This window comes from Flavobacterium sp. TSSA_36 (genome assembly GCF_051547165.1).
In the GTDB taxonomy this organism is placed as follows: Bacteria; Bacteroidota; Bacteroidia; order Flavobacteriales; family Flavobacteriaceae; genus Flavobacterium.
This window is the reverse complement of sequence record NZ_JBPTTP010000001.1, coordinates 550,384-564,646: the sequence shown is the minus strand read 5'-3', so window position 1 is coordinate 564,646 and position 14,263 is coordinate 550,384. Positions and strand designations below refer to the sequence as shown.

Sequence of the window (14,263 nt, the reverse complement as noted above, 5' to 3'; positions counted from 1 at the left end):
GCAGAAGCCGTACTTTTAACCTTTAATTTTCAATGCAGAAAAGATGAGAAAAGTGTTGGGTTTGCTACTGCTATTTTTTGTGAGCACATTAGTTTCTTTTGGACAAAAGACGAAACCCGTTTTTGAGGTGGTGCCTTTGGGAATTTATGGCGGAATCGATGAACGAAATTTATCGGCCTATTTAGTGGCTCCTATCGGAACAAAGGAATACGTTTGTTTAGATGCTGGAACTGTTCATTCGGGCATTGAAAAAGCAATCGAAAAAGGCACTTTCTCCGTGCCTTCGAGTACCGTTTTACGCCAATACATCAAAGGCTATTGTATTTCACACGCGCATTTGGATCACGTGTCGGGTTTGATAATCAATTCGCCTGCCGACTCGACCAAAACCGTTTATGCCACAGCTCCTGCAATGAAAATGATGCAAAACCATTATTTTAATGATGCGACTTGGGCGAATTTTGGCGATGAAGGTTTGGGTAAACCCTTAAAAAAATACCATTTCGAAACCCTTTCTTTTGGAAAAACCATACCCATTTCGAATACCTCAATGACGGTGCAAGCGTTTCCGTTGAGTCACGTAAATCCCTACGAAAGCACTGCATTTTTAATCAAAAAAGATAACAATACAATCTTGTATTTAGGCGACACAGGACCTGACTCCGTAGAAAAATCCACAAACCTAGCCGACCTTTGGAAGGCCATCGCGCCCTTGATTCAAAAACAAGAGCTGAAAGGTATTTTGATAGAAGTTTCATTTCCTAACGAACAGCCCGATGCGTTCCTATTCGGACATTTAACACCAAAACATTTGATGAAAGAAATGCAGGTTTTAGCAGCACTCACAGGGAAAGAAGCCTTGCAAAAATGCAAAATCATCATTACCCATTTGAAACCTCCTGCTGCCTCTATCCAAAAAATAAAACAGCAATTAGCGGCTCCAAACGAGTTGGGATTGACTTTTGTTTTTCCTGAACAAGGGGTGCGTATGGAGTTATAGTTTACTATTGAAAAAAATGAAACAGATAAGGCATTTAAGGTCATTTAAGTTTCGATTAAATCTGAGTTAAAAGCTTAACCGCAAAGTTCGCAGGGGTTTACGCAAAAGGCGCAAAGTTATTTTGTGTTTTAATCTTTTGTAAGGGATTTTCAAGCTAGCTTAAATGACCTTAAAAGCCTTATATGGTTTAAAAAACCAGTTATTTTAAAAAAACTTCAATGACTTATATTTTTTATAAAATCAGCCAGTTGCCGTTTTATTTCAAATGTTCGAGCATATCTATCGTCATATTGTCGAGGGCAAAATGGTGGTTCCAACCCCAATCTTCGCGCGCACGGCTGTCGTCGATGCTGGCGGGCCAACTGTCGGCAATTTTTTGACGGAAATCGGGTGCATAGCTGATGGTGAAATCAGGAATGTGCTTTTGGATTTCGGCAGCGATTTCGGTGGGTGTAAAACTCATCGCGGCCAAGTTGTACGAAGAACGAATCTTGATTTGCTCCGCTGGCGCCTGCATAATTTGGATGGTAGCCGCAATGGCGTCGTCCATATACATCATAGGCATTTTGGTTTCGGCGGACAAGAAACATTCGTACGATTGGTTTTCGAGGGCTTTGTGGTAAATGTCTACCGCATAATCTGTAGTGCCGCCGCCTGGAGGTGAAGACCAGCTAATCAAGCCCGGATAACGGATGCTGCGTACGTCTACACCAAAAAGGTTGTGATAGTATTCGCACCATCTTTCGCCCGACTGTTTGCTAATGCCATACACGGTCGAAGGTTCCATAATGGTGTATTGAGGCGTATTTTCTTTGGGAGTAGTAGGTCCGAAAACTGCAATACTCGAAGGCCAGAATATTTTTTTGATTTTTCCGGCTTTGGCCAAATTCAGGACGTGAAACAAGGAATTCATATTCAAATCCCAAGCAAAGGCGGGGTTTTTTTCGGCAGTAGCCGAGAGCAAAGCGGCCATCAAATAGACATCGGTGATTTGGTGCACTTCGACCAAATGTTCGATTTGGTTAAAATCGAGCGCATTGATGACTTCAAAAGGACCCGAGTTGACCACATCTACATTCAGTTTTCGAATATCGGAGGCGATGACGTTCTCGGTACCGTAAATTTTTCTCAATTTTTGGGTCAGTTCCGTTCCGATTTGACCACACGCGCCAATGATTAATATTTTTGGATTCATAAGTTGCCGTTTTAAAAGAACAAAGATAGGAATTTATCTTAAAAATATCGATTTCGCAAAAATGACAATAAATTTAATAAAAAAATGTAATTGTTGCTTTGAATTCCTTTAAAATATTAAATAGTAAATAAAAAATACTCACTTGCAGCCAGTGATGCTCTGAAAATGTTGAGAAAAGAATTAGAGGTTTTGGTCTTTATGAAAAACAAATTAGTTGAAGTATGGCTGTGGAACTCTTAAAGAGGTTGAAATAATAGAGTTGAAAATGAATTTATAGCTATTTTTACCAAATGAATTTGAAGGTACAAATCACGAAAGTGTTTCTTTTAGGAGCGCTCCTTTTTCCAAGCTGTTTTTGGGGGCAGCGTGAGGTGACTACTTTGTTACAACAATTGGATCACACGGTTGCAGACTATCCGAATGCTATTACCAAAAAAGAAAAGCGGTTACAGTATCTCAAAGATGAGTTGCGTTACAGTACTTCTAGCGAGCAACGGTATGCGATTTATGTACAACTTCATTCAGAGTATACAGCCTTTCAATTGGATTCGGCGCTTACTTATGCTAGAAAAAGTTGGCAAGTAGCCCTAGCTTTAAACGATTTAGAAAAAGTAAACGGGGCTCAGCTCAATGTAGCGATGATATTAGGTACTTCAGGTATGTATAAAGAGTCGATTGACTTGTTGGAGTCCATACCCGTGAACACCACACCAAGTATCAAAGGATATTATTTCGGCACGTACCGAATTGTCTATGGTTACTTGACTGAATATGCGGCTTCGGCTTTAGAAAAACAAAAGTACAAGGCATTGACGCAACGCTACCGAGATTCTTCTATGTTGTATTTTCAGCCGAAAAGTCGAGAATTTTGTATTGCCAATACCGATGTTTTATTTGAAAAAAAACAATACGATCAAGCGATTGCTGCGTTACGTCATTTTTACACGTCAACATCTGCTCAGGATCCCGATCAAGCGGTTTTAGCGTATTTGATTGCAGAAGGTTATCGATTAAAAAAAGATAAAGAACAACAAAAAAAGTGGTTGATTCTTTCGGCTATTTCTGATGTACAATTGGCCAAAAAAGAAAATATTTCGTTGCGTAAAATAGCTTTTATCTTGTATGAAGAAGGCGATATTGATCGGGCGTACACGTACATTAAGCGATCTTTGGAAGACGCCTTGTTTTGTAATGCCAAACTACGGACGTATGAAATTTCTAAAATGCTGCCCATCATCAACCAAGCTTACGAAAATAAAAACGAAACCAATCGTACACAATTGACCATTTTTCTGTTGGCGGTAAGTGTTTTGTCGTTAATCCTATTAGGCGCTTTGGTATTGCTTTTCAAACAAATGCGAAAAGTAGCTGCGGCCCAAAAAGCCCTTACCTTGGCTAATGAACAACTTTCTAATTTGAATCAGGACTTAAAAGAAATCAACCAACGACTAAATGCTACCAATGCAACCTTGGCCGAGGCGAGTTTGTTGAAGGAAATTTATATCGGCCGTTATATGGACCAATGTTCGGATTATATTGGTAAACTTGAGGAATATAGTCAAAAGCTTAAAGTAATGGCCACAGCTGGAAAAGTAAATGAGTTGCTCAAATTGGTTAAATCGAATGCGCCTGTTGAAAAAGAATTAAGGGAATTTTACACCCAATTTGACCAAACTTTCTTGGAATTGTTTCCCTCTTTTATTCAAGATTTTTCGGATTTATTGTCCGATCAAGATGCGATCCATTTGAAAAAAGGCGAACTACTCAACACCGAATTGCGCATTTTTGCTTTGATTCGTTTAGGGATAAAAGACAGTGCCAAAATTGCGGTGTTTTTGCGATATTCTGTTTCTACCATTTACAATTACCGCTCACAATTAAAAAACAAAGCACGAGGTCCAAGAGAAGAATTCGAAAATCAAGTGCTATTAATTGGAACTGCTCAGGAAAAATAACTACTTTTTGTTCCTAATGCTACCACTTTTTTTGTTTACTTTTATTTTATAAATAATTGAAATATAGTGTTTTGTAATATTTTAAATCTACTTTTTTTTTACGCTATCGTTTTCACTATGATAAAGCGGCTAATTTTGTAGGTATAGTTTTTTATGCCGAAAGGAAATTTTAAAGGCTACTGATTACATCGATTTCGATGGATTTCGCACTTTGTATTGATTCCTTTTTAGCATCGCATCTCCTAAATGTTTAATCCTTTTTATTCAAAAAAATGAAACACTTTTTATTCTCTGTTTTCCTTTTTTGTATCGTAATGACTTCGGTACAAGCCCAACAATTACAATCGCCCGATAAACAATTGGTCATGACATTTTCATTGCTTTCGGATGGCACGCCAAGTTATACCTTGAATTACAAAGACAAGGTTGTAATCAAGCCAAGTACTTTAGGATTCGACTTGAAAAATGATAAAAAATCCTTACGAAATGATTTCGTAGTTGCTGATACCAAAACGGCAACTTTTGATGAAAATTGGAAACCGGTTTGGGGCGAAGTGGCCTCGATTCGTAATCATTACAATGAATTAGCGGTTACTTTGAATCAAAAAGAAACCGAACGACAAATGGTGGTTCGTTTCCGATTATTTAATGAAGGATTAGGGTTTCGCTATGAATTCCCATTGCAAAAAAACTTATCGTATTTTGTAATCAAAGAAGAAAAAACACAGTTTGCCATGACCGGTGATCACACTGCTTTTTGGATTCCGGGAGATTATGATACGCAAGAATACGATTACACTACTTCAAAATTATCCGAAATTAGAGGATTCAGCGAAAAAGCCAAAACGGCCAATTTATCGCAAACCACCTTCTCTCCAACCGGTGTGCAAACTTCATTATTGATGAAAACCAAAGAAGGATTGTATATCAACTTACACGAAGCCGCATTACTCAATTATTCGTGCATGCATTTGAATTTGGATGATAAAAACATGATTTTCGAATCGTGGTTGACTCCTGACCAAATTGGTGACAAAGGTTTGATGCAAGCGCCACACAATACACCATGGCGTACTATTATAGTGAGCGATGATGCCAGAAATATTTTGGCCTCTAAAATGACATTGAATTTAAACGATCCTTGTAAAATTGAAGATACTTCTTGGATAAAACCTATGAAATATGTTGGGGTTTGGTGGGAAATGATTACCGATAAAAGTAGTTGGGCGTATACCGATGAATTGCCTTCGGTGCAACTTGGTGTTACCGATTTCACTAAAGTAAAACCCAACGGTCGTCACGGAGCTACTACCGAAAATGTAAAAAAATACATTGATTTTGCGGCTCAACACGGTTTTGATGGCGTTTTGGTTGAAGGTTGGAACGAAGGTTGGGAAGATTGGTTTGGTCATTCCAAAGATTATGTATTTGATTTTGTAACTCCTTATCCAGATTTTGATGTCAAAGGGATTCGTGACTATGCAAAGGCTAAAGGAGTAAAAATGATCATGCATCACGAAACTTCTGGATCTGTTCGTAATTATGAGCGCCATATGGACAAAGCGTATCAATTTATGAAAGACAATGGGTATGACGCTGTAAAAAGTGGTTATGTTGGAAATATTTTGCCGCTAGGCTCTAATCATTACAGCCAATTTAGCAATAACCACTATCAATATGCGGTAGAAAAAGCAGCCGAATACAAAATTATGGTAAACGCACACGAAGCCGTGCGACCAACCGGAATTTGCAGAACGTATCCAAATTTAATCGCTAACGAATCGGCTAGAGGAACAGAATACCAATCATTTGGTGGTTCCAAACCAAATCACGTGACACTCTTGCCATTTATGCGCTTGTTAGGCGGCCCTATGGATTACACACCCGGTATTTTCGAAATGAATATCAGTTCGTTTAGTCCGGATAACAAATCGCATGTCAACAGCACTTTGGCCAATCAGTTGGCGTTGTATGTAACTCTTTATAGCCCTTTACAAATGGCGGCCGATTTTCCGGAACATTACAACAAATTTGCTGATGCTTTTCAATTCATAAAAGACGTTGCGATAGATTGGGATGAGAGTAAGTATCTAGAAGCCGAGCCAGGTGATTATATTACGGTAGCGCGAAAAGCTAAAGGAACAAATAATTGGTTCATTGGAAATGTAAATGGTGAAACCCCAAGAACGTCTAAAATTAAACTAGACTTTTTGGATAAAGGCAAAACGTATGAAGCCACCATTTATGCCGATGCCAAAGACGCCCATTATAAAACGAATCCACAAGCGTATACCATTCGAAAAATGAAGGTAACAAACAAAACTCAATTGTCTCAATATTCTGCTCCAGGTGGGGGATATGCGGTGAGCATTGTGGAAGTTAAAAAGTAAAAAACAGGGTTAGTACCCAATTTTAAATTGTTAGATTAATTTGTTTTGGTTTTGAAAGAGCTCGATTCTAGATCGGGCTTTTTTTATGCCACAAATTCACGATTTTTTTTAGATTAGCTTGGTGTTTACAATGCGACAGCAATGTTTTCAAATTAGGACGGATTAAAATCCATCCTTACAAAATTCACGAACCTACGGTTCTTTTGCACCGTCAAGTTCCTTAGGAACGATTCATTTTGTAGCCCAGAAATTTATTTCTGGGGATATAAACGCCGCCTAGATCCATCCACGTTATTTGACATTAGGATTCATTTGATGGCCACGAATTTTATCAGAAAACAAGGTGTTTTAATGTGACGAATTCTTGGTTCTTATCAATTTCTAATCTAACTAAAATTAGCGCATTTGTGGCTATTTAGTATATTCTTCCATTTCTTTGAAAATACAAAACGAAAAACAATAACTAAAATTTACTTTGTAACTTTGCACTTCAAATTTAATTTTCAGATGAAACACCAATTCTGGTCCCTTTTTATAGCCACACTACTTTTGTCTTCTTGTAACGACAATCAGAAACTCCGTTTGGAAGCTCAAAAAAAGGAAGCCCAACGAAAAGAAGTTATTTTTACCAATATCAACAAAGGTTGGGATTTTCAAAGTGCCCCTATCAATGATGTCGCTCAAAATAGTCTTTCGTATTGGAGTCAATGGCGAACATTTATGGATGAATTGGCCCAAAAACCCAAAAGTTCCATCAGTGCTTTTCAAAAGAAATCCAAAGCATTGACTAAAAAAGCATTGGAATTAAAAGACAATATTCCTGTACAATACAATACTGCTTCTATAAAAAGTCGAATTTCTATTTTGATTACCAATGTGAGTTTATTAGACATGTATATGCATTTGACTCAAATTCCAGACAAAAAAGTAGTGCAACAGATTACAGAAATTAATTTGGAATTGATTGCATTACAGCGTGAAATGGATAAAATTGACATAAAAAGTAAGATTCCGGTGGAAACAGGGGAATCCGAAATGTTACAAATGATAAAAGACACGCTGAGAGCCATCCCTTCATCCGTTACTTTACCTTCAAATACCCCACGCGTTGAGTAAGCCAATTTTATACAGTACCTACGACAAATCACCTAAGTGTATTCAAATAAGTGCAAGTTTGACGGCACAACCTGCCAGCAAATGGCATTTGACAGGTTTACTAGGCTCTGGATTCTCATTTGTGGCGCGTTCGCTGTTTACCCAAACCGAATTGCCTTTTTTGTTGGTGTTCAATAACAAAGAGGAAGCGGCTTATTATTTGAACGATATGGAGCAATTGGTGGGCGAAAAAGACGTACTGTTTTATCCCGCCTCTTTCCGAAGACCGTATCAAATAGAAGAAACCGATAACGCCAATGTTTTGTTACGTGCTGAGGTATTGAACCGCATCAATTCGCGTAAAAAACCCGCCGTAATTGTCACCTATCCCGAAGCACTTTTTGAAAAAGTAGTCACCCGAAAGGAATTGGACAAAAATACTTTGAAAGTTGCTGTAGGAGATAAGATTTCTATCGATTTTATCAACGAGGTGTTGTTTGAATATGAGTTCAAAAGAGTCGATTTTATTACCGAACCCGGAGAATTTTCGGTGCGTGGTGGAATTGTTGACGTCTTTTCGTTTTCGAATGATAATCCGTACCGCATCGAGTTTTTTGGTAACGAAGTGGAAAGTATCCGAACTTTTGATGTTGCTACCCAATTATCGATTGAAACCAAGAAAAAAATTACCATAATTCCCAATGTAGAAAACTCCTTTTTTCAGGAAAATCGAGAATCTTTTCTAGATTATATTTCGCCACAAACGGTGATTTTTATTCAAAATACCGAGCTATTGTTGGCCGATTTGGACAAACAATTTGGCAAAGCCGAAGAAGCTTTCGCGAAATTATCCCAAGAAATCAAACGGGCCACACCCGAGCAATTGTTCTTGAATCAAGCCAGTTTCATCAAGCGCGCTTTGGATTTTTCGGTCGTAGAATGGGGGAGTAAAGCCATTTTTAAAACCATAAAAACGTTTCCTTTTCATTTTCAGCCACAGCCGTCATTCAATAAACAATTCGATTTGTTATTGAATAACCTTAACGAAAACCATTTTAACGGCTACAAGAATTATTTGTTTTGTTCCAATGACGGACAAGTCAAACGCTTTCACGATATTTTCGAAAGTTTAGATGAAGCCAATGCCGAAAATATTCGAAAGCAATACCACACCATCGTGTTGCCAATGTATCAAGGCTTTATCGATGAAGAAAACCAAATAGCCTGTTACACCGACCACCAGATTTTTGAACGCTATCACAAATTCAGCATCAAAAATGGCTATTCTAAAAAACAAAATTTAACGCTCAAAGAACTGACTTCGCTTTCGGTTGGCGATTATGTGACGCATATTGACCACGGAATTGGGAAATTTGGAGGCTTGCAAAAAATACAGGTCGAAGGCAAAACCCAAGAAGCGATTAAGTTGGTGTATGCCGATAATGACATTGTGTATGTGAGCATTCATTCGCTACACAAAATCTCGAAATACAACGGCAAAGACGGAACACCACCCAAAATTTACAAATTAGGCTCGAATGCTTGGAAAGTTTTAAAACAAAAAACCAAAGCGAGAGTCAAACATATTGCGTTCAATTTGATTCAGTTGTACGCCAAACGTCGCTTGGAAAAAGGCTTTCAATTTGCGCCGGATAGTTATTTGCAAAACGAGCTAGAAAGTTCGTTTATCTACGAAGACACCCCTGACCAAGTAAAATCAACTCAGGACGTCAAAGCCGATATGGAAAGCGAACGTCCTATGGACCGATTGGTCTGTGGCGATGTAGGTTTTGGTAAAACCGAAGTCGCCATTCGTGCCGCTTTCAAAGCCGTAGATAATAGCAAACAAGTGGCGGTTTTGGTACCGACCACGATTTTGGCCTACCAACATTTCCGAACGTTTAGCGAGCGATTGAAGGATATGCCTGTAACGGTGGGCTATTTGAACCGTTTTAGAACCGCCAAGCAAAAAGCAGAAACCCTAAAGCAACTCGCCGAAGGGAAACTAGATATTGTCATCGGTACACACCAATTGGTCAACAAAAATGTGGTCTTCAAAGATTTAGGTTTGTTGATTGTAGACGAGGAGCAAAAGTTTGGCGTAAATGTAAAAGACAAACTGAAAACCATTGCTGCCAATGTAGATACTTTAACTTTGACAGCAACGCCTATTCCAAGAACCTTGCAGTTTTCGTTGATGGCGGCCAGAGATTTATCGGTAATTACTACGCCACCGCCCAATCGTTATCCGATAGAAACGCACGTAGTTGGGTTTAATGAAGAAACCATTCGAGATGCGATTTCGTATGAAATTCAGCGCAATGGTCAAGTGTATTTCATCAATAACCGCATCGAAAATATTAAGGAAATCGCGGGTATGATTCAGCGTTTGGTGCCCAACGCCCGAGTAGGCATTGGTCACGGGCAAATGGATGGCAAGAAACTCGAAGAATTGATGTTGGCGTTTATGAACGGTGAATTCGATGTTTTGGTAGCCACCACCATCATCGAAAGCGGATTGGATGTGCCCAATGCGAACACCATTTTCATTAATAATGCCAATAATTTTGGACTGTCGGATTTGCACCAAATGCGAGGACGTGTGGGACGAAGCAACAAGAAAGCGTTTTGTTATTTCATTTGTCCGCCGTATTCTGCAATGACCGAGGAAGCTAGAAAACGCATCCAAGCCTTGGAACAATTTAGCGAGTTGGGTAGCGGATTCAATATTGCGATGAAGGATTTAGAGATTCGTGGCGCTGGAGATTTACTGGGTGGAGAACAAAGTGGTTTCATCAATGAGATTGGCTTTGATACCTATCAAAAAATTATGAATGAAGCCATCGAGGAACTTAAGGAGAATGAATTCAAAGATTTGTATCCAGAAGAGAACAACATCGAAACCAAACAATACGTCAAAGACCTGCAACTCGACACCGATTTTGAGTTGTTATTCCCAGATGAATACATCAATACCGTTTCGGAGCGATTGCTGCTGTACAACGAATTAGGAGAAGTCAAAAACGAAGAAGAACTGACTGTTTTCATCAACAAATTGATCGATAGATTTGGTCCTTTGCCGGCAAGAGCCAATGCGTTGATGAACAGCATTCGCATTAAGTGGATTGCCATCCGCGTGGGTATCGAAAAACTAGTGCTCAAACAAGGCAAAATGATTGGGTATTTTGTTTCCGACCAACAATCCGATTTTTACCAATCGAATCGCTTCAATAAAGTCTTGGATTTTGTACAAAAGCATCCCAATCTATGCAAAATGAAAGAAAAGCAAACCCCCGCAGGCCTGCGCTTGTTGCTGACTTTCGATAATGCTAAAACCACCCGAAGATGTTTGGAGTTGATGGTATTGTTGGGAGGGGAGCAATAGGTTTTTGACAAGATAAATCTTTATATTTGAATCTTATTTATAACCACAGCTATGACCGAAAGTACCCTTATCGTAAGAATGTCCAAAAGTGCAGGCATTTATAATAAGAACAATACGTATGAAATACGTCTCAATAACGGCGACTTTATGCCTATGAATTATCAAAACAATCGAATGGAGTTTCGATTGCCAAATGGTAAACATACCGTCACAATAAAAAATGAAGTGACGACCCACGAAACCGAATTTGAGTTGCGTTATGAGAAAACCAAAGTGCTTACCATCAACCCAAGTGTTACCTACAAATTGTTTATGGGATTCATGATTGGAATGGCTTTATGTAGTTCATGTATTTCACTATTTATTGCCAAAAAAGTGATGCCTACTTTGCTGATGATTCCGTTTATTCCTCTTTTGTTTGTCAAGAAAAAGAATTTTGCTCCAAGTTTTATGGTAACGGAGAAATAGAAGTAAAAGTACCGGAGCGCCTCTAGCGAATTGTTAACATCCTCTTATATTTTACGAATATTAGGTTCGTTTTTTAGTCTTAAAAATAGTTTTTCTTATCTTGCTATTATTTTTATAATAAGCGATTAAAAAACACATGAGAACATTAGTTATAGGCGACATACATGGAGGTTTGCGTGCCTTGCATCAAGTGTTGGAGCGCGCCAAGGTAACCCCATCCGATCAATTGATTTTTTTGGGCGATTATGTCGACGGCTGGAGTCAATCGCCTCAAGTCATCGATTTGCTCATTCAAATGAAAAAAACACACCATATTATCTGTATTCGAGGCAATCACGATGAGTTGTTTATGGACTATTTGGATAGTGGAAAAGACAACCCGTTATGGTACAAACATGGCGGAGAAGCTACGGTTTTGGCTTACGAGAAAGTAAGTCCCGAAACCATTCAAGCGCATATTATTTTTTTGAAAGAGCTCGAAAATTATCATCTTGACCAGCAAAATCGTTTGTTTATTCATGCTGGGTTTACTAACCTAAACGGGATAGCTTATGAGTATTTTCCAAGATTGTTTTATTGGGATCGCACCCTTTGGGAAACGGCGGTGGCGTTAGATAAAACATTACCCAAAAATCATCTTTTGTACCCTAAACGGTTAACACTTTATGATGAAATCTTTATCGGGCACACCCCAGTTACCCGTTTAGAACAAACCACACCCGTGCAAATGGCCAATGTTTGGAATGTAGACACCGGTGCCGCCTTCAAAGGCCCACTCACAATTATGGATGTCGACACCAAAGAATATTGGCAAAGCGAACCTTTACATCAATTATATTTTGACGAAAAAGGAAGAAATTAATACACTATTGTACCTCAAATTTATATATCATAAAATGAAAAAAGTTGCCCTTATAACCGCCTTATTTGCCTTTAGTTTTATCCATGCACAGCAAGCATTTTCTGGAAAAGGCGACCAAAAATTTAGTGTAGGCGTAAACCTTCAAAACGGAGGGAATGCCATTCAATTAGCCTCTGATTTCGGACTTGGCGAAAATCTATCTTATGGTTTTGTAGGGAGTTACATCCTTGGATTTGATCGGTTAAATGGTGCTAGCAAACCCGCTTTCAAAGACCGTTTTGATGCTAAAGTTCGTATCAATGCCAATCTAGGTAGCGTGTTGCAAATTGACGAAAAATTAGATGTATATCCCGGCTTAAGTTTAGGACTAAAAAACTTTGGAGGCCATGTAGGCATGCGCTATTTATTTACCAATGGTTTCGGCCTCTTTTCCGAAGCGGGATTTCCCATAGCCAAATATGAAAACAAAGACCGTGGTTATTACAATCTCAATAACCAATTTACCTTTTCCATTGGCGCGGTTTTTAACATGTAATGGAAGTAGTAGGAGCAGTTAGCAATAGTCCTTTTTGTAAGCCAAGTCCTGCTGTCCTTCCAATCTTTTTATCCAAAAAAAGGATAAAAAGGATTTTCCCTCCCATCAGGGCTAAGGGGGAGCATTGTCTTTTTTTGGAAGCATTTCTTTGACTTTCTCGCACAAAAAAACGAAGCACTAGACCTCGTTTTCATGTTATTTTGGAATGTATTCCTAATTTTTTAAGTCTTTAATCACTTTAAATGCCACATCCACTTCCTCTTCACTCACCAAAATAGTAAACTCATTCGAAGTCGAGATGACCTCATTAATAATGACTCCTTCCCAAGCCAAACGCTGAAAAATGAAATAGTAAATCCCTGGAACGACAATATTTTCTTTGGGTAATTTAACCGTAATCGAGGCTAAATTGTCTAATTTCTGAATCAATCTTTCATTTGAAAAATGCTTGTCCACCAAATGATTAACGCTACTACTCACCACTATATTGGTTTCGTTCACTCCACGAGAAGAAGTGTAAAAAATATCCGAAAACGTGTTGATGTCTGTAATCAAGTCGGCTTGTTTGTTCAAAACCGTATCCGATGCGGCAAACGTGTAATCCGTCAACTCTGAGCGTACGGTAATTTCGCCAATATTTTTGATGACTTTATTGATTTTATGATTTAATTTAAAATCTAATTCTTCTGTTAATCGTTTCAAAGCCATCACCACAGCGCCTTGTTTTACCTCTTTACCAAATTCGCTTTCTAATTCGGTCATGATATTCCGAGATAATGAAGTCAAATTAATAATTCCCATGGAAAGGGCATTTAATAAAAAAGGTTTGGTTTTGATGTAATTTTCAACAATCGAAGAGACAGTTTTCATAGCGGATTTATTTTTTAATTTTCAGACAAAACATGTATTAAAAATACAAAATGTGGTAAAATTCTTTGCAAATATAATTAAAAAACAATTTGTTACAAATATAACACTTGATTTTTTGACTTTAAAAGTAAAAAAAGGCATCGGTAAGATGTTCAATAGCAAAGGATTCGCCCTCTTTTTGGATCGCTATGATGTCAAATCGCGCTTCTAAATCGATTTCGTTAAGGGTAATATAAGCATCGACTGCCTTCACTAATAATTGAATTTTTTTAGGTTTTACAAAGTCCTGAGGCAATCCAAACTCGATAGAAGATCTTGTTTTGACCTCAACAACAGCCAAAACATCCTCTTTTTGAGCCAAAATATCAATCTCCGCCTTCTGAAAAATCCAATTCGTTGCTAAAATCGTGTACCCTTCTTTTTTCAGAAATTCAACCGCTAGCTCCTCACCTAGTTTTCCTAATTCGTTATGTGCTGCCATATTTTAAATTATAACTATTATTTTAAA

At 38.3% G+C, this 14,263-nt stretch carries 11 protein-coding genes; 8 read left to right on the top strand and 3 right to left on the bottom strand.

What is annotated here, in order from left to right; all coding sequences use genetic code 11:
* Positions 1-43: 43 nt before the first annotated feature.
* The gene (locus tag ACSVH7_RS02415; protein ID WP_438065098.1) at positions 44-1,000 is read left to right on the top strand and encodes an MBL fold metallo-hydrolase; all 957 of its coding nucleotides are present in this window, start codon (positions 44-46) and stop codon (positions 998-1,000) included.
* Between the two features lie 256 nt (positions 1,001-1,256).
* On the opposite strand, the gene ACSVH7_RS02410 is transcribed toward ACSVH7_RS02415, so the two are convergent.
* A complete protein-coding gene (locus tag ACSVH7_RS02410; protein WP_438065097.1) occupies positions 1,257-2,195 on the bottom strand; it encodes an L-threonine 3-dehydrogenase in 939 nt (312 codons plus the stop codon).
* Between the two features lie 290 nt (positions 2,196-2,485).
* Between ACSVH7_RS02410 and ACSVH7_RS02405 the strand changes: the two genes are divergently transcribed.
* The 7 genes from ACSVH7_RS02405 (at position 2,486) to ACSVH7_RS02375 (ending at position 12,885) form a co-directional block, all read left to right on the top strand.
* Complete coding sequence (locus ACSVH7_RS02405) at positions 2,486-4,150, top strand: DUF6377 domain-containing protein (RefSeq protein ID WP_438065096.1); 1,665 nt, start codon at positions 2,486-2,488, stop codon at positions 4,148-4,150.
* A gap of 272 nt (positions 4,151-4,422) precedes the next feature.
* Entirely contained in the window at positions 4,423-6,540 is a 2,118-nt protein-coding gene (locus ACSVH7_RS02400) for a glycoside hydrolase family 97 protein (RefSeq protein WP_438065095.1), read from the top strand.
* 507 nt (positions 6,541-7,047) lie between these two features.
* Entirely contained in the window at positions 7,048-7,656 is a 609-nt protein-coding gene (locus tag ACSVH7_RS02395) for a hypothetical protein (protein ID WP_438065094.1), read from the top strand.
* On the top strand, positions 7,649-11,020 hold the full coding sequence (mfd, locus tag ACSVH7_RS02390; protein WP_438065093.1) for a transcription-repair coupling factor: 3,372 nt from the start codon (positions 7,649-7,651) through the stop codon (positions 11,018-11,020). The genes ACSVH7_RS02395 and mfd overlap by 8 nt, the downstream gene beginning before the upstream one ends.
* Positions 11,021-11,071: 51 nt before the next feature.
* Complete coding sequence (locus tag ACSVH7_RS02385) at positions 11,072-11,488, top strand: hypothetical protein (protein WP_438065092.1); 417 nt, start codon at positions 11,072-11,074, stop codon at positions 11,486-11,488.
* A gap of 136 nt (positions 11,489-11,624) precedes the next feature.
* A complete protein-coding gene (locus ACSVH7_RS02380) occupies positions 11,625-12,350 on the top strand; it encodes a metallophosphoesterase family protein (RefSeq protein WP_438065091.1) in 726 nt (241 codons plus the stop codon).
* 34 nt (positions 12,351-12,384) lie between these two features.
* Positions 12,385-12,885 carry a DUF6646 family protein gene (locus ACSVH7_RS02375; protein ID WP_438065090.1) on the top strand — a complete coding sequence of 167 codons (501 nt, stop codon included), beginning with the start codon at positions 12,385-12,387 and terminating at the stop codon, positions 12,883-12,885.
* Between the two features lie 213 nt (positions 12,886-13,098).
* On the opposite strand, the gene ACSVH7_RS02370 is transcribed toward ACSVH7_RS02375, so the two are convergent.
* Positions 13,099-13,755: an aspartate kinase gene (locus ACSVH7_RS02370; protein ID WP_438065089.1), complete on the bottom strand. Its 657-nt coding sequence runs from the start codon at positions 13,753-13,755 to the stop codon at positions 13,099-13,101.
* Between the two features lie 121 nt (positions 13,756-13,876).
* The gene (locus ACSVH7_RS02365; protein ID WP_438065088.1) at positions 13,877-14,236 is read right to left on the bottom strand and encodes a YraN family protein; all 360 of its coding nucleotides are present in this window, start codon (positions 14,234-14,236) and stop codon (positions 13,877-13,879) included.
* Positions 14,237-14,263 lie beyond the last annotated feature (27 nt).